General features: G+C 64.1%; 20 protein-coding genes. 10 read left to right on the top strand and 10 right to left on the bottom strand.

Going from position 1 to position 22,202, the window contains the following annotated elements; all coding sequences use genetic code 11:
- Positions 1 to 13: 13 nt before the first annotated feature.
- From GCM43_RS03460 to GCM43_RS03445, 4 genes are read right to left on the bottom strand one after another with little or no spacing between them, the layout of a single operon-like run.
- The gene (locus GCM43_RS03460; protein WP_152242129.1) at positions 14 to 1,189 is read right to left on the bottom strand and encodes an ABC transporter permease; all 1,176 of its coding nucleotides are present in this window, start codon (positions 1,187 to 1,189) and stop codon (positions 14 to 16) included.
- Positions 1,186 to 2,364 (bottom strand): ABC transporter permease, encoded by a 1,179-nt coding sequence (locus GCM43_RS03455; protein ID WP_152242128.1) that lies wholly within the window; start codon positions 2,362 to 2,364, stop codon positions 1,186 to 1,188. The genes GCM43_RS03460 and GCM43_RS03455 overlap by 4 nt, the downstream gene beginning before the upstream one ends.
- Positions 2,364 to 3,338, bottom strand: coding sequence for an HlyD family secretion protein (locus GCM43_RS03450; RefSeq protein WP_152242127.1), 975 nt, complete (start codon positions 3,336 to 3,338; stop codon positions 2,364 to 2,366). The genes GCM43_RS03455 and GCM43_RS03450 overlap by 1 nt, the downstream gene beginning before the upstream one ends.
- Positions 3,335 to 4,744: a TolC family protein gene (locus GCM43_RS03445; protein WP_152242126.1), complete on the bottom strand. Its 1,410-nt coding sequence runs from the start codon at positions 4,742 to 4,744 to the stop codon at positions 3,335 to 3,337. Before GCM43_RS03445 ends, GCM43_RS03450 begins: the two co-directional genes overlap by 4 nt.
- Positions 4,745 to 4,983: 239 nt before the next feature.
- Between GCM43_RS03445 and GCM43_RS03440 the strand changes: the two genes are divergently transcribed.
- Positions 4,984 to 5,250 carry a heavy-metal-associated domain-containing protein gene (locus GCM43_RS03440; protein ID WP_152242125.1) on the top strand — a complete coding sequence of 89 codons (267 nt, stop codon included), beginning with the start codon at positions 4,984 to 4,986 and terminating at the stop codon, positions 5,248 to 5,250.
- 4 nt (positions 5,251 to 5,254) lie between these two features.
- Here GCM43_RS03440 and ubiT read toward each other — a convergent pair whose 3' ends face one another.
- From ubiT to ubiU, 3 genes are read right to left on the bottom strand one after another with little or no spacing between them, the layout of a single operon-like run.
- Complete coding sequence (gene ubiT / locus GCM43_RS03435) at positions 5,255 to 5,761, bottom strand: ubiquinone anaerobic biosynthesis accessory factor UbiT (RefSeq protein ID WP_152242124.1); 507 nt, start codon at positions 5,759 to 5,761, stop codon at positions 5,255 to 5,257.
- Positions 5,762 to 5,786: 25 nt separating this feature from the next.
- On the bottom strand, positions 5,787 to 6,698 hold the full coding sequence (locus GCM43_RS03430) for a U32 family peptidase (protein ID WP_152242123.1): 912 nt from the start codon (positions 6,696 to 6,698) through the stop codon (positions 5,787 to 5,789).
- A gap of 18 nt (positions 6,699 to 6,716) precedes the next feature.
- A complete protein-coding gene (gene ubiU / locus GCM43_RS03425; RefSeq protein WP_152242122.1) occupies positions 6,717 to 7,763 on the bottom strand; it encodes a ubiquinone anaerobic biosynthesis protein UbiU in 1,047 nt (348 codons plus the stop codon).
- A 170-nt stretch (positions 7,764 to 7,933) separates the two neighbouring features.
- On the opposite strand from ubiU, the gene GCM43_RS03420 reads away from it, so the two are divergent.
- The 6 genes from GCM43_RS03420 to GCM43_RS03395 all read left to right on the top strand — a co-directional run bounded on the left by GCM43_RS03420 (position 7,934) and on the right by GCM43_RS03395 (position 16,490).
- Positions 7,934 to 8,335, top strand: a complete 402-nt coding sequence (locus GCM43_RS03420; protein ID WP_152242121.1) for a hypothetical protein — start codon at positions 7,934 to 7,936, stop codon at positions 8,333 to 8,335.
- Positions 8,336 to 8,457: 122 nt separating this feature from the next.
- A complete protein-coding gene (locus GCM43_RS03415; protein WP_152242120.1) occupies positions 8,458 to 10,215 on the top strand; it encodes a ribonucleoside triphosphate reductase in 1,758 nt (585 codons plus the stop codon).
- The gene (gene nrdD / locus GCM43_RS26360) at positions 10,212 to 10,427 is read left to right on the top strand and encodes an anaerobic ribonucleoside-triphosphate reductase (RefSeq protein ID WP_152242119.1); all 216 of its coding nucleotides are present in this window, start codon (positions 10,212 to 10,214) and stop codon (positions 10,425 to 10,427) included. Before GCM43_RS03415 ends, nrdD begins: the two co-directional genes overlap by 4 nt.
- A 3-nt stretch (positions 10,428 to 10,430) precedes the next feature.
- Positions 10,431 to 11,138 carry an anaerobic ribonucleoside-triphosphate reductase activating protein gene (locus tag GCM43_RS03405; protein WP_152242118.1) on the top strand — a complete coding sequence of 236 codons (708 nt, stop codon included), beginning with the start codon at positions 10,431 to 10,433 and terminating at the stop codon, positions 11,136 to 11,138.
- Positions 11,139 to 11,287: 149 nt separating this feature from the next.
- Positions 11,288 to 15,349 carry a Pls/PosA family non-ribosomal peptide synthetase gene (locus GCM43_RS03400; protein WP_152242117.1) on the top strand — a complete coding sequence of 1,354 codons (4,062 nt, stop codon included), beginning with the start codon at positions 11,288 to 11,290 and terminating at the stop codon, positions 15,347 to 15,349.
- Between the two features lie 220 nt (positions 15,350 to 15,569).
- A complete protein-coding gene (locus GCM43_RS03395) occupies positions 15,570 to 16,490 on the top strand; it encodes a LysR family transcriptional regulator (RefSeq protein ID WP_152242116.1) in 921 nt (306 codons plus the stop codon).
- Here GCM43_RS03395 and GCM43_RS03390 read toward each other — a convergent pair.
- Positions 16,475 to 17,083 (bottom strand): phosphoribosylanthranilate isomerase, encoded by a 609-nt coding sequence (locus tag GCM43_RS03390; RefSeq protein ID WP_152242115.1) that lies wholly within the window; start codon positions 17,081 to 17,083, stop codon positions 16,475 to 16,477. The genes GCM43_RS03395 and GCM43_RS03390 overlap by 16 nt on opposite strands.
- Positions 17,084 to 17,214: 131 nt before the next feature.
- On the opposite strand from GCM43_RS03390, the gene GCM43_RS03385 reads away from it, so the two are divergent.
- Entirely contained in the window at positions 17,215 to 17,619 is a 405-nt protein-coding gene (locus tag GCM43_RS03385) for a hypothetical protein (protein WP_152242114.1), read from the top strand.
- A gap of 197 nt (positions 17,620 to 17,816) precedes the next feature.
- Here GCM43_RS03385 and GCM43_RS03380 read toward each other — a convergent pair whose 3' ends face one another.
- On the bottom strand, positions 17,817 to 18,845 hold the full coding sequence (locus tag GCM43_RS03380; protein ID WP_152242113.1) for an RNA methyltransferase: 1,029 nt from the start codon (positions 18,843 to 18,845) through the stop codon (positions 17,817 to 17,819).
- 14 nt (positions 18,846 to 18,859) lie between these two features.
- Positions 18,860 to 19,201: a zinc ribbon domain-containing protein YjdM gene (locus GCM43_RS03375; protein ID WP_152242112.1), complete on the bottom strand. Its 342-nt coding sequence runs from the start codon at positions 19,199 to 19,201 to the stop codon at positions 18,860 to 18,862.
- 281 nt (positions 19,202 to 19,482) lie between these two features.
- On the opposite strand from GCM43_RS03375, the gene GCM43_RS26465 reads away from it, so the two are divergent.
- Both GCM43_RS26465 and GCM43_RS03365 read left to right on the top strand, forming a co-directional pair.
- Positions 19,483 to 21,048: a methyl-accepting chemotaxis protein gene (locus GCM43_RS26465; RefSeq protein ID WP_152242111.1), complete on the top strand. Its 1,566-nt coding sequence runs from the start codon at positions 19,483 to 19,485 to the stop codon at positions 21,046 to 21,048.
- 58 nt (positions 21,049 to 21,106) lie between these two features.
- A complete protein-coding gene (locus tag GCM43_RS03365; protein WP_152242110.1) occupies positions 21,107 to 22,201 on the top strand; it encodes an acyl-CoA dehydrogenase family protein in 1,095 nt (364 codons plus the stop codon).
- Position 22,202: the final 1 nt, after the last annotated feature.

The raw sequence follows: 22,202 nt of genomic DNA, 5'->3' as shown, positions 1-22,202 counted from the left end.
TATGCCGAAATTATTACATATCGGGCATTTTTGCTGCGTCCGTTTCACACCTGGCCAGTGCGCGCCAGCGGCAGGCGCCGATTGCCACGCACGCTGTGAGCAACAGCAGCAGGCCGCTGATCTCGTGGCGTATCTCGTGCAGCGACGCGCCCAACTGGTTGAGCGCCACGAAACCCTGGATGCCGGCCGTTGACGGCAGCAGCCAGCGCAGCGCCTGCAACGGCGCCGGCATCAGGTCGACCGGCCAGGTCAGGCCGGCCAGGAACAGCACCGGCATCGAGGTGGCGATCATCAGCTGGGTGCCGCGTTCGCGCGTGCGAAACAGCATGCCCAGCAGCATGCCGAAGGCGGCCACCGTCAGGGAGAACAGCACCAGCAGCACCAGCATGCCGCCGAAATTGCCGCCGCGCGGATAATCCTGGAACCAGAACACAAAACCGAAAAAGTAGCAGCAGTTCAGGAGCGCCACCGACGCAAACGCCAGCAGCATGCCCACGTAACCGCGCGCCGTATGGCCGGCCTGCAGCGGAAAGCTTTTGCGCTGGAACCAGGTACCGAACAGCATGGTCATGCCGATCAACAGCGTCTGCTGCACGATCAGCGTGGCGACGCCCGGTACTACATAGGCGCCATAGCCCTCGCTGACATTAAACAGCGGCACCGCATCGAGCCTGACGGGCGCACGCTGCGCCGCCGCCTGCGCGGCGGACGGCGTGCCAGCGGCCAGGCGCTTGAGTTCAATACCGGCCGACACCGTGCCCACCACCTCGGCCAGGCCATTCAGGGCTACCTTGTTGAGCATCAGGTACAAGCCATTGCCGGCCACCTGCGCCTGCGCGGCGCGGCCGGCCAGCACGTCGCTTTGCAGCCCTTGCGGAATAATCAGCACCCCCATGATGTCGCCCCGCCACAGCTGCTGCTGTACGGCGGGTAGATCCGGTGCCACCGCCACCACATCGAGCGCAGGGTGAGCCATGGCAAAGCGCGTCAGCTGGCGCGACATGGCGCTGCGGTCCTGGTCGACCACCGCCACCGGCACGCGCTGCACGATCTCCTTTGAATACGGCAGCGGATAGAAAAACGAATAGGCCACGCAGCCCACGAACAGCAGCGTCAAGGCGCCCTTGTCGGCCAGCATGGCGCGCCAGGTGGCGACAAAGGCAGACCAGATACCAGCGCGGGCGTTCATGTGCGCCCCCAGGCTTCGGGACGGTTGGCGCGGCGCGCCAGCAGCAGCATGCCCGGCAGGCCAAAGCCGACGATCATAGCGACCAGCACCAGCATCTGCGGCACGCCATAGCGCCAAGGCGCTCCACCGAGCCAGCAGGCCGTCTGCAGTTGCAGGTAGTGCGTGAGCGGCAGCGCTTCGGCCCAGAAGCGCGCCAGCGGCGGCATGGCCATCAACGGAAACGCCTGGCCGGCAAAGGCAAAGGCCGGCGCGGTAATAAAGGCCGCGCCGGACAGCGACAGGCGCAGTGACAGCGTGGCCGCGACCAGCAGCAGCGCCAGCGCGCAATAGGCCAGCACCAGCAGCAGCATGCCGGCCAACAGACCCGCCAGGCTGCCAGCCACCGCCCAGCCGCGCGCCAGGCTGAAAAACAGTAGATAAGCGAGCGACAGCGCGCCGTAGGCCACCAGCGGGAACAGCAGCTTGGCGCCGACCGCGCGCCACCAGCTGCCCTTGGCCGAAGCCAGCCACTGCGGCACGGTGCCATCGCGCAGTTCGCGCCCGATGGTGGTGACCACCGCTATCACGATAAAAATCTGCAGCATCGACGGCATCAGCGCCAGCGTCAGAAACGCTTCATAGCTGGTGTTGTCGTTATAGAGGCTGTTCAATACGGTGCGGATCGGCTCGAACTGGGCCTGCGCCTGCTGGATCGAGACGCCTTTTTTCTCGCGCCCCGTCATTTCCGCTCCAGCCGACAAGGTGGTGGTCACGGTGCGCACCTCGCGCAGCAAAGCGCCGGCGTGCGAGGAAAACTGCGCGTTGTACAGCCACTGCACGTCGGCCTGACGACCAGCCTGCAGCTGGCGCGAAAAATCGGCGGGGATCACCAGGAAGCCAAACGCGCTGCGTTCGCGCAGCAGCTGCAGCGCCTCGGCGCTTGAGCCGACCTGCGCGGCCACCTTGACGCCCGGTGCGGCGTCCATCCACCGCACCAACTGGCGCGACAGGGCCGAATTGTCCTGGTCGATCACGGCGATCGGCAGCTTGCGCGTGACGCCGCCGGAAAAGATCGCCCACAGCAAAGCGCACAGCAGCAGCGGAATCCAGCTCAGCATGGCCAGATCCCAGAAGTCGCCGCGCAGGCGCCGCCATTCGCGCGCGACAGCACCGGCTTTGTCCAGGCTGACCGTCATCACAGCGGCGGGAACACGACCGACATGCCGGGACGCAGGCCTTCCACTCTGATGGCCGGGCGCAAACGGATTTCAAACGTGCGCAGGTCGGTGCCGCCCGGACGTGCTGCGCGCCAGGTGGCAAAGTCGGGCATCACGGCAATCGAGCTGACCTTGAAACTGATTTGCTGCTTCAAGGCCGGCACATTGGCCGCATGCGTGCTGCCCATGGTGAAAGCGCCCATCTCGTCTTCGCGCACCTGCAGCACGGCCCAGGCATCGTCGAGATTGACCAGCGTGATGACCGGAAAACCCTGCGGCGCCAGCTCGCCCGGCTGTATCTGGATCTTGCTGACCTGGCCGGCCACCGGTGCGGCAATCTTTGTTTCGGCCAGCGCCACCTGCGCTTCCGACAGCACGGCGCCAGCCTGGCGCGCCTGCGCCTGCGCGGCAGCCTTGTCTTCGGGGCGCGCGCCCTTGAGCGCCATATCGTATTGCGCGCGCGCGGCTTGTGCAAGCTGCTCGCCGGACTGCCACTGCGCTTGCGCTTCGTCACGCTTCTGGCGCGCGATCACGCCCTGCTCATACATATTATTGACGCGCTCAAACGTGGTTCTGGCAATTGCCGCGCCAGTTTGCGCGCGTTCCCAGTTAGCTTTGGCTGCGCGTATTTCTTCAGGCCGCGCGCCATCGTCTGCCTTTTTGGCCACTGCCTCGGCAGCCTGGGTGGCGGCCGTGGCCTGCGCCACTTTGGCATCGACTTCAGGGCTGGTCAGCTGGAACAGCACATGGCCCTTGGGCACGGTCTGGCCCAGCGTGACATACAGCTCGCCCACCCTGCCGGCCACCTTGGACGAGACATTGACTTCCTGCGCATCCATCTGTCCCTGCAGCGGCAGGCGCTGCGGCTTGTACGCCGCGTACAGGCCCCAGGCCACCAGGCCCAGCACCACGATGCCGGCAGCGCCAGCCAGTTGTTTTTTCAAATTGCTCATTGCGTTGTGTCCAGTGGCAGGTGTATATCGGCTTGCGCGGCCAGGCTGGCCAGGCGCTGCGTCTCGCCCGTTGCTTCAAGCAGCTGCGCCAGTCCCATCACATAGTTATAGGCGTTCTGGGCGCGCTGGGTTTCGATTTTTGCCAGGTTCAGGCGCGCGTCGACCACCTCGAGCGACGTCACCTGCCCTTGCTTGAAAGCGATGCCTTGCAGGCGGATGTTTTCACGCGCCAGTTCCACCGACGACGCGGTGGACAGGAACTGGATACGGGCGTTTTCCAGCGCGCGCCAGTTCTTCTCGATCAGCGTGGGAATATCGCGCTCGGCCTGGCGCGCCGTGACTTCCACGCGTTCCTGGTCCAGCTTGGCTGCTGCAATCATCTTGCTGGTGTCGATGCGGTGCACCAGCGGCACCGACACCACCAAGCCCACCGCCCAGTTCGAGCGCACCAGGTCGGCGCTGCCGTGATTGCGGTTGTAATTGCCGACCGCGAACACGGTCGGGCTGTATTCCTTGCCCTGCAGGCGCAGCGCCTGCTCCGACTGCACGCGCTTGCTGGCAATTTTTTTCCACGCCGCGTTCTCGCGCATGCCGGTGTTGATAAACGACTGCAGCGTGCCAACCGGCAGGCTGTTGACAAACAGCGGCGTCAATGGCCGCACCTGGGCGCTCGAATTGAGCAGGCGGTCAAGCGCCACTTGTGCTACTTGGGCGTCACTGCGCGCCTGCGCCTCTTCGCTTTTCGCGCCATCGAGCGCTACGTCGGCGCGCAGGCGCTCGGCACGCGAAATCAGGCCGCCTTTTTCCAGCTTGACGGCGTCGCGCTGGTGCTCGGCGATGCCGGCCGTGACTTCGGCACGCACGGCCGCCACGCGCTGCGCCAGCAGCAACTGGAAATAGCGCTGGGCTACCAAGGTGGCCAGCTTTTCTTCCGCTTCCGCCTGCTCGGCCTGCGCCTCCTGTCCCATGCCGGCCGCCAGCCCCTTGACTGCCTCCAGGCGCCCACCCGTATACAGCGGCCACAATCCCACCAGGCCGAACGAGGTCAGGTCGGTGGCCACGGACTTGTTGAGCGAATTGGGAATCTCGGGCACCGGCAAACCCGGCAGCGCCGCGCCGATGCCGCCGACCACCCCGGCCAGGCGGCTGGTGTCGACACTGAGATCAGTCGACAGGCGGCCGCGAAAAGCGGTCAGGTCGAGCGAAGGACCGTCGATATTGCTCAAGGCCTCGGCCTTGAGCGTCTTGGCGCGCACATCGAGCGAAGCGCCCTGCACGCTGCCCGAGCTACCGGCAGCCTGGCTCAGGGCGTCGCTGAAATACAGCGGCGTGACGCCTGGCTGCGCCTGCGCCGGCAGTGCGCCAGCAACCGCCAGCAGCAAACATGATCGTTGTAAAAAACCCATGGCTATCCTGTCTGTCCGGCCTGCACCGGATCTTTATACTTTCATAACGGCAATTATAGGCAAAGATGTTTAAGCGAGCCGTACGCTTGCAAACATGAAAATATGGGCAATACAACAAGTGTGGAATGTGATTTGAATCAAGAAATGTCGAAATCAAGGGAGAAATCGGCGTAGCAGGCTGGACGCGGCATGCCGCCCTCGCCTACGCTGCTTTTTTATCTTTAAAGCAAGAGGCAACAATGCAGACAGCGCGACTGACAATTACCGGCATGGACCATGAAGGCTGTGCCGATCTCCTCAACGATCTGCTGCAGGCAGTCGATGGCGTGGAAACGGTCTGCGTATCGCTGGCGCGCAGCGACGCCACGGTGCAGTTTGATGAAAGCGTGGCGTCCCACGAACGGCTGCTGAACGCCGTGCAGCAGGCCGGTTTTATCGGTGAGATGGCGCAAGCGGCCGCCGGCATCCCGTGCACGGGCGCCTGCGGCCACTGTCAGCGCATGTAAGCGCTCAGCGCCGGCGCAGCAGCGCCAGCACGCGGTGTGGCGCCAGCGACTGCAGCTCGAACGGCGGCAGCTCCAGGCTGTCGAGTGTATTTTTGAACAGCAGCCCCAGTTCGGTATCGCCTTCAAGCAGCAGGCGGCGGCTGAAAAACAGCGTGTCCGGGTCCTCCTGGCGGCGCGCCAGCAGCATCAGGTCATGCACGCTGGCGCCGATGCACAGGTCGGGCGCAGCGCCGTGGCGGGCGGCGGCAAACGCGCTGCCCTGCCAGGCAAAGTCAAACGCCACGCCGGCGTCAAACAATTTCAAGCGCAGGGTGCGTGCGGCCAGCAGCGCGCGCACATCGTCGGGCAGCTGCGGCGCCAGCAAGCGGTTAAGGCCCTGCACGAACACCCACGACGCCGGATAAGGCGGCAGGCGTGACAGCAGCCGCGCCACCGGCTGGGGCAGGCGAAATGGTACGGATGGCGCGGATGGGGTGCCGGCAGGCGGCAGCGTAACGGGCAGGTGTTGCATGAAGGTCTCCTTTTCAGTGATCTGCTCAATGATGCAGTGCAGCTTGTTGTTCCATGCCGGGCCGGCCATGCCAGTAGCCATCGCAGGCCGCAGCCGGCTGGCAGGCAGCCAGCTGCGCCTGGGCGGTTGCGCCATCGAGTTCGCCGCGACGCACGCGGTCAAAGAGCGCGATCACCTGGTCGGTATGCGCTGACTGCGGGCTGATACGCGCCACCGTCCCGCCCATCTGTGCCATCGCCGCCAGTTCGGCCACCAGGTTATAAACTAGCGCCGACTGGGTCTGCGTGCCGTTCAGCACCAGGAACGGTTCCTCGTCGCGCGTGCGCATCAAGAGGCCGTCGGGTTCTTCCAGGCAGCTGTAGCCGCAATCGTCCTTGGGCAGGTTGCGGTTGCGCGCCGTAAAGCAGCGCGCGGAAAACGCCAGCGGCATGCGGCCATAGGCAAACACCTCGGTTTCCAGCCCGGCCGGCGCCTGGCGGCGCATTTCGGCCAGCGCCTCGCCGCTCATTTCCAGCGGCATCACCCAGCGCCGCGCGCCCAGCGACGCCAGCAGTTGCAGGCTTGGGCCATTGAACAGGTTCAGATGCGGGCCAGCCACAAAGGGCAGCGCGCCGGTTTCCTTTTCCAGGCAGTGCACGGCGCCCATATCATTGGCCTCGACCGCGTAGCGGCCATTGCCGGTGATGCGGCGCAGCGTGGCCAGTTCGGCGTTCGATTCGATCAGCGCCTGCGTCGACAGCACCACCTCCTTGCCGGCGGAGGCCAGCATGTCGGCGATATCGATCCAGTCTGACAGGCGCAGTTCATGGCGGCGCGAACAGACCGTCTCGCCCAGGTAGACGATATCGACGGCGCTGGCGGCGATCTGCTGGTAAAAATCAAAGACCGTGGTGCGCGGCCAGTAGTACAGCAAGGGACCCAGAGATAGTTTCAGCATGATGATTCCTGTTATGGTCTATTTCCACGACCGGTGATAAGCGCCCAGCGTGTGCTGCTGCCCTTCGGCCAGCTTGTCCATGGCGGCCATCCAGCCGGGCTTGACGGTGTAGCGCTGCTGGCCTGCGCGGCAAACACCAAGGCTATCGATAGCTTCGCGCCACACGCGCGTCACCTGCGCTACATAGGCCGGGCTGCGCTGGCGCCCTTCAATCTTGACGGCGCGCACGCCCATGGCAACCAGTTGCGGCAGCAGTGCCAGCGTATTGAGACTGGCCGGCTCTTCGATCGCGTAATACTGTTCGTCGTTGACGTCGAAGCGCCCTTTGCACAGGGTCGGATAGCTGGCGTTTTCACCGGGGCCATAGCGGTCGATCAGCACGCCGTTCAGGCGCGACTCCAGGCCGCCCGGCGTTTCCAGCCAGCGCACCGCTTTGGCCGGCGAGCAGACGCCGTGGGTATTCGGTGCTTCGCCGGTGGCATACGACGACAGCGCGCAGCGCCCTTCGACCATCACGCACAGGCTGCCGAAACCGAATACTTCGATCTCCACCGGCGTTTTGGCAATCAACTGCTCGACCTGCGTCATCGACAGCACGCGCGGCAGCACCGCACGCGCCACGCCGAAGTGCTCGTGATAGAAATTGATCGCTTCAAAGTTGGTGGCCGAGCCCTGTACCGACAGATGCAGGCGCAGATTCGGATGGTGCTGCGCTGCATACGCCATCAGGCCCGGATCGGCCACGATCACGGCGTCGATGCCGGCCTCGGCAGCGCGGTCGATGGCGCTGCGCCAGATGGCCCAGTTATGCGGCTGCGGATAGGTATTCAAGGCCAGCAGCACCTTGCGGCCCAGCTGGTGGGCATAGCGCACGCCTTCGGCAATTGCCTTTTCATCGAAATTGAGGCCGGCGAAATTGCGCGCATTGGTGGCGTCGCGAAAGCCCAGGTAGACGGTGTCGGCGCCATTGTCGACGGCCGCCTTCAGGGCCGGCAGGCTGCCGGCCGGGCAGACCAGTTCCAGCGGTCCGGCTGCATAGCTGGTGCGGTTTTTTTCAAGCTGCATGTGATGGCTTTCCTGTAACGGCTCAGGGAGCGAACTATAGCCCCGCGTCATGCGTGCAGTCCTTGACGCAGGTGAAGGAAAGGCGCCTTTGTACCCCCTACTTCCGCTGTAGAATGCCCCCTGCCATTTTGCCTGAACCCTATCTACTTGAGCCACTCCGAGACCATGCCATGACCCGCAAACCGCTGCTGATACTGCTGATGATCCTGTTCCTGACCGCCCTGCAAGTGCAATGGGCTTCGCCCGTCGAAGGCTATGACGCCGACAACATCAACGCCCTCTCACCCGAAGTGCTGGGCCTCTATCCGGGCGTGCTGATCGTGTTCCTGCTGGCCGTCTTTGCCCGCCGCGGCATGGCGCTGGTGCGCCAGGCAGGCATCTGTACGGCGCTGCTGGCCGTGTACTGGCTGCTGGCCAACTACGTCACGTTCGAGCTGCGCGTGGCCAGTTGGTCCACCTTCAGTACCGCTGAAGCCTGGCTGCATGTGCTGCCCGTTTCGATCTTCAGCATCCTGGCCTGCGGCGGCGCGTTTTTTACCACCACGCTGTTCATCCTGCGCCAGCAGCGCTGAAAACCGGGCTTTTTTCACCTGGATCAAGGATCGCGCAATCGTCGTGACGCGCGCTTTGACGCCACTACATTTAGTCGATAGTCTTTAATAAAACACCGCATGTTGTGTTTATTGGAGCTTACATGACGACGAATGCAGCAGCATCCCCACCCCGCAACGCCAGCTCGGTCGACGTGGCCGCGTCCATCAACGAATACCTGGAGCGGCGCGACTGGCGCGTCAACGCCAATGCCAACCAGGGCTATTCGCTGGGCGGGCTGATATTGAATGTCTCGGGCAAGGTGATTGCCAACTACTGGCTCGACCAGGTCTATCCGCTTGACGTAGGCGCCGCGCATCGCGAAGCGGCGCTGCATATCCACGATCTCGACATGCTGGCCGGTTATTGCGCCGGCTGGTCGCTGCGCACCTTGCTGCATGAAGGCCTGAACGGCGTGCCGGGCAAGGTCGAATCGAGCCCGCCCAAACATATGTCGTCGGCCATCGGCCAGATCGTCAATTTTCTCGGCACGCTGCAAAACGAATGGGCCGGTGCGCAGGCTTTCAGCTCGTTCGACACCTATATGGCGCCGTTTATCCGCAAGGATGGCTTGCGCTATCCTGAGGTACGCCAGTACATGCAGGAGCTGATCTACAACCTCAACGTCCCTTCGCGCTGGGGCACGCAAACGCCGTTTACCAACCTGACCTTCGACTGGGTCTGCCCGGAAGACCTGCGCGAACAGGTGCCGGTGATTGCCGGCGTGGAGATGGATTTCTGCTACGGCGAACTGCAGCAGGAAATGGACATGATCAACCGCGCCTATATCGAAATCATGATGGCCGGCGACGCCAAGGGGCGCGTATTTACCTTCCCGATCCCGACCTACAACATCACCGAAGACTTCAACTGGCACAGCGAGAACGCCGAGCGCCTGTTCGAGATGACGGCACGCTACGGCCTGCCTTACTTCCAGAATTTCATCAATTCGGAACTCAAGCCGAACATGATCCGATCGATGTGCTGCCGCCTGCAGCTGGACCTGCGCGAACTGCTCAAGCGCGGCAACGGCCTGTTCGGGTCGGCCGAGCAGACCGGCTCGCTGGGCGTGGTGACGATCAACTGCGCGCGCCTGGGCTTTCTGTGGCGCGGCGACGAGCCGGCGCTGCTGCGCGACCTGGACCGGTTGCTCGAACTGGGCAAGACCAGCCTGGAAATCAAGCGCGCCACCATCGAAGAATTGATGCAGCAGGGCCTGTTCCCGTACACCAAGCGTTACCTGGGCACGCTGCGCAACCATTTCTCCACGCTGGGCGTCAACGGCATCAACGAGATGATCCGCAATTTCAGCGGTAACACCTGGGACATCACCACACCGGACGGCCACGCACTGGCGATCCGCCTGCTCGACCATGTGCGTGCGCGCATGGTGCAGTTCCAGGAAGAGACCGGCCATATGTACAACCTGGAGGCGACACCGGCCGAAGGCACGACGTATCGTTTCGCACGCGAGGACCGCAAGCGCTATCCGGCCATCCTGCAGGCCGGCACGCCCGACAACCCGTATTACACCAATTCCTCGCAGCTGCCGGTCGGCCATACGGACGATCCGTTCGAGGCGCTGGAACTGCAGGACGCGCTGCAGCGCAAATACACGGGCGGCACCGTGCTGCACCTGTATATGACCGAAGCGCTGTCGGACGCCAACGCCTGCCGCGAGCTGGTGAAACGCGCCTTGAGCCGCTTTTCCCTGCCTTACATCACCGTCACGCCAACCTTTTCGATTTGCCCGCGCCATGGCTACCTGGCCGGCAAACATGAATTTTGCCCCACCTGCGACGCGGAGCTGCTGGCCCGCAAGCAGGCCAACCTTGCACTTGCTCTGGAGGAAACACCATGAACGCACGCCCTAAACTCACCCTCCCCCTCACCCTCGCCCCCGCCATCACCCTGCTCGACAGCGAACGTCAGCGCTGCGAAATCTGGACCCGCGTGATGGGCTACCATCGCCCGGTCGCCTCCTTCAATATCGGCAAGCAGGGCGAATTCCACGAGCGCCAGTACTTCAGCGAAGCGCGCGCCGGCGTCAATCTGCCCGCGTGCCACCGCTAGACTGTGGCAGCTGAATTGAAAGTGGGCGGCCTGACGCCCTTTTCCGCCACCGACTATCCGGGCAAGCTGGCCGCCGTGGTCTTCGTGCAGGGCTGCCCGTGGCGCTGCGGCTACTGCCACAACCCGCATCTGCAGGCGCGCACGCCAGAGGGCGTAATGCCCTGGCGCGACGTGCTCACGCTGCTGCGCCGGCGCGTGGGCCTGGTCGATGCGGTGGTGTTCAGTGGCGGCGAAGCGTGCATGGACCCACAACTGGCGCGCGCCATGCTGGACGTGAAACAGTTGGGCTTTCAGATTGGCCTGCATACGGCCTGCATTTATCCGCAGCGTTTGAACGAGGTACTGCCGCTGGTTGACTGGGTGGGTTTCGATATCAAAGCTGCTTTTGCCGATTACCGCAGCATTACCCGCGTGGCCGGCAGCGGCAATCCGGCGCGCGACTGTGCGCGGGCGATTATCGCCTCGGGCGTGGCGCACGAATGCCGCACCACCATCCACCGGCAGCTGCACTCGGAAGAACAGCTGCTGGCGCTGGCCGCCACGCTGGCGAACATGGGGGTGCAGGACTATGTGCTGCAGGCGTTTCGCGCCGAAGGCTGCAATGACGCCAGCCTGGCTGACGACAGCATGATCGGCTATCCGGCAGCGGCCACGCTGGCGCAAATCGGCGCCATGTTTCCGCGTTTTACATTCCGTAACCACGCGGTTTGACCCCGGACGCAAATAAATAGCAGAACACCAGCAAAATGGTGTGAGCGCACGACGCCAGATTGCCGCGCTTGCTGTAATGTATTGACTGCGCCAGCACTGTAGCTGGCGCATTTGATTCCTCTTGCCAGCAGCCGACCATAGCGTTATCCATGAACGATTTCACCGCCAACGAACCACCCAAAACACCCGGCCGCCACGCCGATATCCTGTACGGCGCGCCGCGCCCGGATCTGCTGCGCGGCGAAGTGCTCGCCGATATCCTTGAAGCGACGGCGCGCCGCTGTCCCGAACAGACGGCGCTGATCGAAGGGGCCAACGGCAACCACCGCATCAGCTATGCCGAACTCGATGCGCGCGCTGGCCTGGCCGCTTCGCGCCTGATCGCGGCTGGCGTCAAGCCCGGCGATATCGTCGGCCTGTGGCTACCGCGCGGCGCCCATCTGCTGCTGATGCAGGCCGCCATTGCCAAGGCCGGCGCGGCCTGGCTGCCGGTCGATGAAGATACGCCGGTCGAGCGGCTGCAGGTCTGCCTCGATGACGCCAATGGCGCAGGCGTGATCAGCTGCGAAGCCTTCGGGCCACGGCTGCTCGATGCCGGCTTTGCACAAACCGTGTGGACGGCTGAAAGCCTGCTGGCGCCGCAACGCGACGGCGAAGTGCTGCATGTGCGCGGGCCGGTACTGCCGGAACACCCGGCCTATGTGATCTATACCTCGGGCTCGACCGGCAAGCCCAAGGGCATCCTGATCAGCCAGCGCAGCATTTGCCATTTCCTGCGCAGCGAAAACGCGGTGCTGCAGGTGGCGCAGGGCGATACGGTCTATCAGGGTTTTTCGGTGGCCTTCGACATGTCGTTCGAGGAAATCTGGATCGCCTATCTGGTCGGCGCCACGCTGTGGCTGGGCCCCAAGGATATCTCGGGAGACCCGGAAGCGCTGCCGCGCGCGCTGGCCGCCAACCACGTGACCGTGCTGCATGCGGTGCCCACGCTGCTGGCGCTGTTTGCCGAGGACGTGCCGAGCCTGCGCCTGATCAACCTGGGCGGCGAAATGTGCCCCGAGTCGCTGGTCGAGCGCTGGTCGCGCCCGGGCCGCGCCATGTTCAATACCTATGGCCCGACCGAAGCGACGGTGTCGTGCAGCCTGGCGCGTCTGCAGCCGGGCGAGGTGGTGACCATCGGCACGCCGCTGCCCAACTATGGCCTGCTGGTGATTGCAGTGTCGGAGACGCCTGGCGCTTTGCAGCTGCTTGCGCGTGGCGAAACCGGCGAATTGTGCATTATCGGCCCGGGCCTGGCCGAGGGCTATCTGGGCCGGCCCGACCTGACAGTGGAAAAATTCCTGCCCAATCCATGGCAGACGGGACTTGACGATGCGCGCCTGTACCGCACCGGCGACCTGGCGCGCATCGACGCCGATGGCCAGGTGCTCTGCCTGGGCCGCGCCGACGATCAGGTCAAGATCCGCGGCTTCCGAGTTGAACTGGGCGAAATCGAAGCGGTGCTGGCGCAGCAGCCTGGCGTGGGCACGGTGGCGGTGTTGCTGCGCAAGGACGACGGCATCGACCAGCTGGTGGCCTATATCGTGGCCAGCGACGATGCGCCGCCTGACGCGCTGGCGCCAAAAACGCTGCGCGCGGCGCTCAATGTGCACCTGCCGCCGTATATGGTGCCGGGCCGTTTCGAGCTGCTGGCCGTGGTGCCGCGCCTCACTTCGGGCAAGATCGACCGCAAGGCATTGAAAGCGATGCCGCTGTCGGCGCCGCCGGCAGGCGAAGCTGGTGAATCGGATCTGCCGGAAACGCCGGGCGAAACGGCGCTTTTTGCCGCGCTGGCGCAGCTGTTCCCGGGCCAGCCGATTTTACGCAACGCGGACTTTTTCAGCGATCTTGGCGGCCACTCCTTTTTGGCCGCGCGCCTGGCGTCCACCCTGCGCGCCGATCCGCGCTATGCGCACATGACGGTGCGCGATATCTACCAGAACCGCCAGCTCGGCAAGATCGCGCTGGCGCTCGGTGAAACGCAGGAGGCGGCGGCGCCGGAGGCCGACTGGACGCCGCCATCGAGCGTCAAACGCTGGGTCTGCGGCGCGGCCCAGGCGGCGGCCGTACCGGGCCTGGTCACGCTGCGCATGGCGCAGTGGCTGGCGCCCTTCTTTACCTATCACTTCTTTACGGGCGACCCCGGCGACACGGTGGCGCGCGCGATTGCCGCCTCGATCGGCGTGTTCCTGCTCGCTACCCTGGGCGAATTTGCTATTGCGATTGCCGGCAAATGGCTGATCGCCGGCCGCCTGAAAGCAGGCAGCTATCCGCTGTGGGGCCTGACCTATTATCGCTGGTGGCTGGCCGACCGGCTGGTTGAATCGGCGCCGGCCTATCTGCTCAGTGGCTCGTCGCTTAACAGCTGGTGGCTGCGCGCGTTGGGCGCCAAAGTCGGCAAGGAAGTGGTGATCGGTTCGATGACGCTGCGTTCACCCGACCTGCTGCAGATCGGCGACAACGTCAGCGTCGGCAACGCCGTCAATTTTGAAAACGCACGCGTCGAGCGCGGCCGTCTGCTGCTGGGGCAGATCACGGTGGGCAATGATGCCTGCATCAGCTCTTATGCGATTTTGGAAGGTAACACCAGTATTGGCGACTTCGGCCACCTGGAAGGCCAGTCGGCGCTGGCCGATGGCGCCGCAGTGCCAGCCAACCGCATCTGGACCGGCTCGCCGGCGCGCGATATCGGCCAGTTCGATCCATCGCGCCAGCCGGCCAGACCAGCCGTGTCGCGCCGTCGCCTGACGGCTGAAACACTGTTCTTCTGCTTTGGCATGATCCTGATCGCCGTGCTGTTTTTTATGCCGGTGTTCCCCAGCTTTGTGCTGATCGACTGGTTCGACGAGCGTGAAATGATGCCGTGGCTGCAGGGGCGCGATGTGACCACCCAGCTGGCGCGCTACTTCCTGCTGGCCTTCCCGGCCAGCGCCGTGCTGATTGTGCTGACCGCCCTGCTGTCGGCGGCGATACGCTGGGGCGCGCTGCCACGTTTGAAGCCGGGCAGCTCGCCCGTGCACAGCAATATCTATTGCGCCAAGTGGCTGGTCAGCCATATTCAGGAATCGAGCCTGCAGGTGCTGCACGGGATTTACGCCACCGTGTTTGCGCCCTACTGGTACCGGCTGCTGGGCGCCAAGGTCGGCAAGGGTGCCGAGATTTCCACCGCGCTGGGCGTGGTGCCGGACATGCTGACGCTGGGCGACGATACCTTTATCGCCGACGCCGTGATGCTCGGCGACGAGCAGATCGACGGCGGCTGGATGACCATGCGCCCGACCGTGGTATCGCACCGCAGCTTTGTCGGCAACGGCAGCTATATCCCGGACGGCACGGTGCTGCCCGAGCATGTGCTGATCGGCGTGCATACGCATGCGCCGCGCAATGAGCAGATGCACAGCGGCGACACCTGGCTCGGCTCGCCGCCGATGCACCTGCCGGCGCGCGAACAGGTCAGCGGCTACGCCGAACACCTGACGTTTGCCCCTTCGCTGGCACGGCGCCTGGGCCGCAGCCTGATCGAGGCGTTTCGCATCGTGGCACCGCACGCGGTGGTCATTGCAGTGGGCTATACGCTGGTACTGGACGTGATGCCGCTGGCCGGCGCCGGGCGCTGGAGCGAAGTGGTGTTCGACCTGGCGGTGGCCGGCGTGGCTTACGGCATCGGCAACTTCGTGGTGGTGCTGCTGTTCAAATGGCTGCTGCTGGGACGCTACCGCAAGCACGCCGCACCGATGTGGACGCCGTTTGTGTGGATTTCGGAAGGCGTGACCAATCTGTACGAAGGCATCGCCGTGCCCAACTTCATGCGCTACCTGCGCGGCACGCCATGGCTGCCGCTGGCGTTTCGCCTGCTGGGCTGCAAAATCGGCCGCGGCGTCTATATGGACACCACCGACATTACCGAATTTGACTGCGTGCAGATCGGCGAGCACAGTGAGCTGAACGCCCTGGTCTGCCCGCAAACGCATCTGTTCGAAGACCGCGTGATGAAGATCGACCATGTGGAAATCGGCGCGCGCGTCTATCTGGGCCCGCGCAGTTCGGTGCTCTACAGCGCCAAAGTGGGCGACAATGCGCGCCTGGGACCGTTGACGCTGGTGATGAAGGGCGAGCATATTCCCGCTGGCAGCAACTGGGCTGGCTGCCCGGCGGCGCCGCTGCGCAAATGAGTCAGAAATGAGTCAATCCTCTCCGTCGCGCTCGGCGCGGCGGCAACCCACCTGGATCAGGATCACCTTGACGGCAACACTGACAACGGCGCCCACAACACCAATCAGTTCAAGCATGCTGTTTCCTTTGCAGTGATAATCGATGGAACCACTGTAATGTGTACAGGCAGGCAAATCTAATATCAAATTAGGCGCTCAAGCATCTCAAAACGGCATACACATGATTTCACTCAAGCAGTTCCGCTACTTTGTCGAGATTGTCGACGCTGGCAGCTACTCGCGCGCGGCCGAAAAACTGTATATCGCCCAGTCGGCGCTGAGCCGCCAGATCAAGGAGCTGGAAAACGAAGTGCAGGCGCTGCTGCTCACGCGCGATGCGCGCCATATCGAACTGACGCCAGCCGGCCAGCTGTTTTACGAGCGCGCCAGACGCATTTTGGACGAGATCGAGGAAACGGTGCGCCAGACACGCCATGTGGGCCAGGGCGCGCAGGGCATTATCCGCCTGCTCCATTCCAGTTCCGTCACGCTGACGCCAGCTATCGGCGCCGTGCTGGCGCGCCTGCTGGCGCAGTTTCCTGGCGTGTCGCTCGATGTATCAAAAGGTTCGTCGGAAAACCAGGCAACCGATATCGAGGAAGGCCGCGCCGACCTGGGTCTGGTGCGCCTGCCCACCTTGCGCAAGCACGCCAATATCGTCGTGCGCGAACTGTATCGCGAAAAGCTGGTGGTGGCCGTCTCGCAGCACTCGCCGCTGGCGGCGCAGCCAACGACCACCATCGCCGCGCTGCGAGACGAAGCGTTCGTGTCGATACCGCACAAGGACCGTGGCGGCCTGAGCTACCTGGTGGCCAGCCTGTGCCTGGCACAGGGCTTCTTCCCGAAAGCGGCGCGCGCGCTGTCGCGCAAGACATCGCAGCTGAACCTGATCGAAGCCAACCTGGGCATCGCCATCGTCCCCGACAGCATGCGCCTGGCCGCACCGCCCGGCGTGTGCTTTCTGAGCTTGGAAGATGAACACGCTGACTCGGTGGTCGGCCTGGTCTCGCCGCGTGAAGCCAGCGGCATGGTGGCAGCGTTTGCGCAGGCGCTGGTCGATGAAATGGTAAAACCCCCGCTTTTGCTTCACCCCTCCGCATAGAGGGCGGCATCGGCTTCGCGCACGGCCGCCATCAGCATGGCCAGTTTGAGCACGTCGAGCTGGCCGTCTGTGCGCACGCGCGAGCACAGCTCGATGCCGTAAGGACGCACCTGGCGCAGCGCACCGATCAGGGTGCGGTCATCAAGGCCGCCGGCCAGGAACACCGGGCGCGAACTGGCGCGCACCAGGCGCGCAGCCAATGGCCAATCCTGCAGCGTGCCCATATCGAGCAAAAATGCCTGCACATGCGGTGCGCAGGCGGCAAGGCGTGCGATGGCATCAGCGTGTTCAGCGTGAACCACCTGGACGCGGCGCACCTGCGGCGCGGTGCGCGCCAGCCCGGCCAGCTCGCTGCTGGGAAGCGGTTCGTTGATCTGTATGGTCGTGGGATAAACCGTGGCGATCTGCTCGGCGATAAGCGCGGCCGTACGCTCCGCTGTCATCAGGAAGGTGCTGACCGGCGGCGGCGCCCAGGCGGCAATCGCGGCCGCTTGGGCTCCAGGCAACAGGCCCAGCGCATCGGCACCGGCGGCAATCGCCAGTTGCGCCTCGTCGATCGAGGCAATACAGCAAATCTTGGTACGGGTTCTCATTGCTGCTCCAGCGGCCTCGATAAAAATGGCCAACATTACAACATGGCCCGGCGCACGACGCCATGCATATGGTCAAGCCTGCGCAGATTTGTGCCAGAATAGGCGCACCGTCCGCCATGGGAAGTGCCGCCATGCCCGTTATCGACTTTGAAGTGCGCAAGGAGTGTCCGCCGAACCTGTGCGACTGCCGCCGCGAGCAGCTGCTGCACGATGCGCAGGCCTGCCGCGATGTGCTGCGCCTGAACCTGACGGAGGAAAAGAAGCTGCTGGCCCATATCGAGGCCATCAGCAGCTACGCGCAGCTGCAAAAGCTCGGCCTGCAGCTGCAAAAAAACCTGGGCGTGGTACTGCGCATCGAAGCGGGCAGCAACGAAGTGCGCACTGTGCGCGGCTTCCAGATCGCTCTCGATGAACAGCCCGGCTTGTGCCGCAAGACCCGCGCATCGATTCCCGCCGCCATACGCCGCTGCCTGGCCGCCCACCCGGAAATCGCTTATGCAATACTGAACGAAAACGATCTGCTGGCAGGCGCCTGAACAAACGCGGGGTCAGCGAACGCCGGGGTCAGTTTGAGGTAGTCCGCAAACGCCGGGGTCAGTTCCGCCAATTCGACACGACCTCATCTGTTAATCGGCACCTTGCCTGGACAGGCAGAAATACAGCGGCGGTTGCAACACCAAACCACAGATCAAGGAAGAGTTCGTGTCTGATTGGCGGAACTGACCCCGCTTGTTCAAGCGGCGCGTATGCCGATCACTTTGCGGCCCTTGGCTTCGCGCGCGCGCAGCTGGCCGCAGCCGCCTTCGACATCCTGGCCGGCCGAGTCGCGCAGCTTGGTCAGTACGCCGCGTTCGTGCAGGCGGGCGGCGATCGCGCGCGCCTTGTCCCAGCTCGGGCGTTTGAACGGCAGGTCGTCGATGGTGTTGTACGGGATCATATTGAGCACCGCGTATTTGCCCTTGAGCAGCGCGACGATGCCATCGAGCTCGTCGTCGCCATCGTTGACGCCTTCCATCAGCGTCCACTGGTACTGCACCGGGTAGCCGGTCAGGCCGGCATAGTAGTCGCCAAAGTCCACCAGTTCGCGCGGCGACAGGCGCGGTGCGCGCGGCAGCAATTGCTCGCGCAGGTCCACCTTGGTGGTGTGCAGCGACAGCGCCAGCGCCGGCTTGACGCGCCCTTGAGGCAGGCGCTCGAAGGCGCGCGGGTCGCCGACGGTGGAAAACACCAGGTTCTTGTGGCCGATATTGCCTTCGGTACCGAGCAGCTCGATCGCCTCGAGCACGTTGGCCAGGTTGTGCGCCGGCTCGCCCATGCCCATGAACACGACTTTTTTTACGGGCCGCAAGGTGCGCGCCAGCACCACCTGCGCCACGATTTCACCGCTGGTGACCTGGCGTATCAGGCCGTCGCGCCCCGTCATGCAGAACTGGCAGCCAACCGCGCAGCCGACCTGGCTCGACACGCACAGCCCGTCGCGCGGCAGCAGCACGCTTTCCACGGTCTGGCCGTCGTGCAGGCCCACCAGCAGGCGCGCCGAACCGTCGGCACCGGGATGGGTGCTGATTACCTTGAGCATGCCCTGCAACTCGGCGTCCAGCGCCGGCAACGCCTCGCGCACGGGCAGAGGCAAAAAGTCTTCGGCGCGGCGGCGGCCCTGGTCGTGCGGCTGCGCCTGGATCCAGTCGCGCAGCACGCGCTGTTCGTGCAGGGGCTTGGCGCCCAGCGCACGCAGGCGCTGGCGGATGGTCTCGATTTGCATGGATGGTGCTGCGTTTAAACTTTCTTGACGAATTCCGTCTTCAGGCTCATCTGGCCAAAGCCGTCGATCTTGCAGTCGATATCATGGTCGGCGTCGACCAGGCGGATATTCTTGACCTTGGTGCCCATCTTGACCACGCCACCGCCGCCCTTCAGTTTCAGGTCCTTGATCACGCTGACCGTGTCACCGTCCTGCAGGATATTGCCGGACGCATCACGGTACACCTTGGCGCCCTCTTCCGGCGCGTCGGCGACCGTGGCCGACCATTCATGCGCACACTCGGGGCAGACCAGATTGCTGCCATCTTCGTAGGTATATTCGGACTTGCATTGCGGACATGCTGGAAGTGTGCTCATGTATTTCTCGGTGTAGTGAACGGCCTTGGCCGCAAAACCCGACATTATACGGGCTACGCCCCTTATCTGCGGCCTTTTTCGCCATACCTGCTTTTCCCTCGTCAAACTTTTCAAACTTGCCGCCAGGTGATGCCTGCAGTGATACAAGAATTGGTATTAGGCATCTAAAATTATTGATTGGCAAAACTACGCCAGCGGTTCTACCATCAGCCATCTGCCGGGGTTTCTCGCCCTGCGCCAGGCTCACGGCGGACCAAAAAAAATACCAGGAGACTTGTCACATGAGATTCAAGGACTTGAAAATCGGCCGCCGGCTGGCCGTCAGTTTTGGCGCCATTATTGCGTTGCTGCTGGTACTGGCGCTGGTGGCCATTACCCGCGTGAGCGAATTGGGCAGCGAAATCCGCCGCATGAACGAGGACAGCTATCCGAAAACCGTGCTGGTGCACACGATCAAAGATGACGTCAACGAAACCATGATCGCCATGCGCAATATCTTCCTGACGGTCGAAGCCGAACTGGCCAACAAGGAAGTGCAGCATGTCGAGCAGATTGCGCGCCATATCGACACCACCGTCGGCAAGCTCGAAGCGCTGCCGGCCTCGGCTGACAGCCGCAGCCGCATCACGCAACTCAATACGGCGCGCCAGCAGTTCGACAAGGTCCGGAAAGACGTGATCGCGCTGATCGCCGAAGACCGCAAATTCGAAGCCAAGAGCCTGATGCAAAAGCAGCTACTGCCGCGCCAGCAGGCGTATTTCGCAGCGCTGGAGCAATTGGTCAGCTATCAATCGCAACTGATGGAATCGTCGGGTACGGCGTCGGCAAAACAAGCCGAGCAGACGCGGCTGATCATTCTCCTGCTGGCCGCCGGCGCCACGCTGGCAGCAGTGTTCCTGGCTATCCAGGCCAGCAACAGCATTACGCGCCCGTTGCAGCAGGCACTCGACGTGGCGCGCCAGGTGGCCGCCGGCGACCTGACCAGTAATGTGGTGGTGCGTACACGCGATGAAACCGGCCAGCTGCTGCAGGCATTGAACGCCATGAACACCAGCTTGCAAGATATCGTCGGCCAGGTGCGCGGCGGCACCGATACGATTGCCGACGCTTCTCAACGCATCGCCAGCGGCAACCTCGACCTGTCGGCCCGCACCGGTCAGCAGGCCGGCTCGCTGCGCCATACGGCCGACTCGGTGGCCCAGCTGACCTCGACGGTCAAGCAGAACGCCGACCATGCCCGCGAAGCGAACCAGATGGCCACGCTGGCCTCCGAGGTCGCCGTCAAGGGCGGCGCGGTGGTGGCGCAGGTGGTCGGCACCATGGGTTCGATCAATGCCTCGTCGCAGAAGATCGTCGACATTATCAGCGTGATCGACGGCATTGCCTTCCAGACCAATATCCTGGCGCTGAACGCGGCGGTGGAAGCGGCGCGCGCCGGCGAACAGGGACGCGGCTTTGCCGTGGTGGCGTCGGAAGTGCGCAACCTGGCCCAGCGTTCGAGCCAGGCCGCGCGCGAAGTCAAGGCGCTGATCGACGATTCGGTCAGCCAGGTGGCGGCCGGCAGCAAGCTGGTCAACGAAGCTGGCGCCACCATGGACCAGATCGTCTCCAGCGTGCGCAGCGTCACCGATATCATGGCCGACATCAACGGCGCCAGCCAAGCCCAGCAGGCTGGCATCGAACAGATCAACCAGGCGATCACCGAGATGGACAAGGTCACGCGGCAGAACGCCACGCTGGTTGAACAGGCCGCGCAGGGCGCCGAATCGCTGCAGGACGAGGCGAGCCGGCTGGCACAGGTGGTCAGCCGCTTCCGCCTGCAGCGCGGCGCCATGCTGCTGCAGTAGTGCTGCAATCGCGTGGTTTGTGAGAAGATGCGGGCCTTCGCCACCGCCCGCACCAAGCATGACCATCCCTGCAAGCCACCTGCTGACTGAACGCGATGCCCGGCGCATCGCACGCCACGTAGCCCAAGCCGACGCCGGGCGCTTGCTGCATCCCGCACAACAGGCGGTGCTGCACCGGCGCAGCTGGCTGGCCATGCTGGCGCCGAAAAGCGCCGGCGGTGCCGAATTGCCGCTGCCGCAGGCGGTACGGCTGGAAGAAGCGGTAGCCGCCATCGACGGCAGCACGGGCTGGGTACTGACGCTATGCGCTGGCGCCGGCTGGTTTGCCGGTTTTCTGGCGCCGGACATGGCGCGCAATGTTATCTCCACGCGGCGCGTGTGCCTGGCCGGCAGCGGTGCTGCCGGCCGCGCCGTGCAGGAAGGCGACGGCTACCGGCTCAGCGGCAACTGGGAATACGCCAGCGGCGCACCAATGGCCAGCCACTTCACCCTCAATGCCGTGCTGCACGCCGATGGCCAACCGCTGCTGGACGAAGCTGGCGCGCCGCGCATCCGTGCCTTTATCGTGCCGGCGGCCATGGTCACCGTCACGCCGTCCTGGCGCAGCATCGGCATGCATGCCAGCGGCACGCACAGCTTTCAGATCGACAAGCAATGGGTAGGCGCAAGCCACGGCTTTGCCATCGACGCGTCTGCCGCCACCAGCGATGGTCCGCTGTACCGCTATCCTTTCGATGCGCTGGCCTATGTCACGCTGGCAGCCAATCTGGCCGGCATGGCGCGCCATTTCCTGCAACTGGCCGCGCCGTGCATGGCGCGCCGCCGGCATGCCGCAACCGGACTGCCGCTGCTGCAGGTGCCGCACGCGGCTGCCGTGCTGCAGCGGCACGACACCAGCCTCAATGCCGCCCGCAACGATTTTTACATGATGTTAGAGGACAGCTGGTGCCAGGTCGTCGATGGCGTGCTGCTCGATGCCGGGCAGCGCGAAAGCATCCGCCAGGGCGCGCTGGCCTTGTGCGCCTGCGCACGCGAGGCGGTAGACCAGCTCTACCCGTATTGCGGCCTGCAGGCAGCGCGCGAGGACAGCGACATCAACCGCGTCTGGCGCGATTTTCATACGGCCAGCCAGCACCCCTTGCTGCTGGCGTAAT

Source organism: Janthinobacterium aquaticum (assembly GCF_009208565.1).
Classification (GTDB): domain Bacteria; phylum Pseudomonadota; class Gammaproteobacteria; order Burkholderiales; family Burkholderiaceae_D; genus Janthinobacterium.
The sequence above is the reverse complement of the archived record's forward strand: the minus strand, read 5'-3'. Positions and strand labels throughout refer to the sequence as shown.

What these genes read in the sequence shown, in the direction of transcription:
- GCM43_RS03460 (WP_152242129.1), bottom strand. Translation starts at nt 1,189, where the DNA reads ATGAACGCCCGCGCTGGTATCTGGTCTGCCTTTGTCGCCACCTGGCGC.
- GCM43_RS03455 (WP_152242128.1), bottom strand. Translation starts at nt 2,364, where the DNA reads ATGACGGTCAGCCTGGACAAAGCCGGTGCTGTCGCGCGCGAATGGCGG.
- GCM43_RS03450 (WP_152242127.1), bottom strand. Translation starts at nt 3,338, where the DNA reads ATGAGCAATTTGAAAAAACAACTGGCTGGCGCTGCCGGCATCGTGGTG.
- GCM43_RS03445 (WP_152242126.1), bottom strand. Translation starts at nt 4,744, where the DNA reads ATGGGTTTTTTACAACGATCATGTTTGCTGCTGGCGGTTGCTGGCGCA.
- GCM43_RS03440 (WP_152242125.1), top strand. Translation starts at nt 4,984, where the DNA reads ATGCAGACAGCGCGACTGACAATTACCGGCATGGACCATGAAGGCTGT.
- ubiT (WP_152242124.1), bottom strand. Translation starts at nt 5,761, where the DNA reads ATGCAACACCTGCCCGTTACGCTGCCGCCTGCCGGCACCCCATCCGCG.
- GCM43_RS03430 (WP_152242123.1), bottom strand. Translation starts at nt 6,698, where the DNA reads ATGCTGAAACTATCTCTGGGTCCCTTGCTGTACTACTGGCCGCGCACC.
- ubiU (WP_152242122.1), bottom strand. Translation starts at nt 7,763, where the DNA reads ATGCAGCTTGAAAAAAACCGCACCAGCTATGCAGCCGGACCGCTGGAA.
- GCM43_RS03420 (WP_152242121.1), top strand. Translation starts at nt 7,934, where the DNA reads ATGACCCGCAAACCGCTGCTGATACTGCTGATGATCCTGTTCCTGACC.
- GCM43_RS03415 (WP_152242120.1), top strand. Translation starts at nt 8,458, where the DNA reads ATGACGACGAATGCAGCAGCATCCCCACCCCGCAACGCCAGCTCGGTC.
- nrdD (WP_152242119.1), top strand. Translation starts at nt 10,212, where the DNA reads ATGAACGCACGCCCTAAACTCACCCTCCCCCTCACCCTCGCCCCCGCC.
- GCM43_RS03400 (WP_152242117.1), top strand. Translation starts at nt 11,288, where the DNA reads ATGAACGATTTCACCGCCAACGAACCACCCAAAACACCCGGCCGCCAC.
- GCM43_RS03395 (WP_152242116.1), top strand. Translation starts at nt 15,570, where the DNA reads ATGATTTCACTCAAGCAGTTCCGCTACTTTGTCGAGATTGTCGACGCT.
- GCM43_RS03390 (WP_152242115.1), bottom strand. Translation starts at nt 17,083, where the DNA reads ATGAGAACCCGTACCAAGATTTGCTGTATTGCCTCGATCGACGAGGCG.
- GCM43_RS03385 (WP_152242114.1), top strand. Translation starts at nt 17,215, where the DNA reads ATGCCCGTTATCGACTTTGAAGTGCGCAAGGAGTGTCCGCCGAACCTG.
- GCM43_RS03380 (WP_152242113.1), bottom strand. Translation starts at nt 18,845, where the DNA reads ATGCAAATCGAGACCATCCGCCAGCGCCTGCGTGCGCTGGGCGCCAAG.
- GCM43_RS03375 (WP_152242112.1), bottom strand. Translation starts at nt 19,201, where the DNA reads ATGAGCACACTTCCAGCATGTCCGCAATGCAAGTCCGAATATACCTAC.
- GCM43_RS26465 (WP_152242111.1), top strand. Translation starts at nt 19,483, where the DNA reads ATGAGATTCAAGGACTTGAAAATCGGCCGCCGGCTGGCCGTCAGTTTT.
- GCM43_RS03365 (WP_152242110.1), top strand. Translation starts at nt 21,107, where the DNA reads ATGACCATCCCTGCAAGCCACCTGCTGACTGAACGCGATGCCCGGCGC.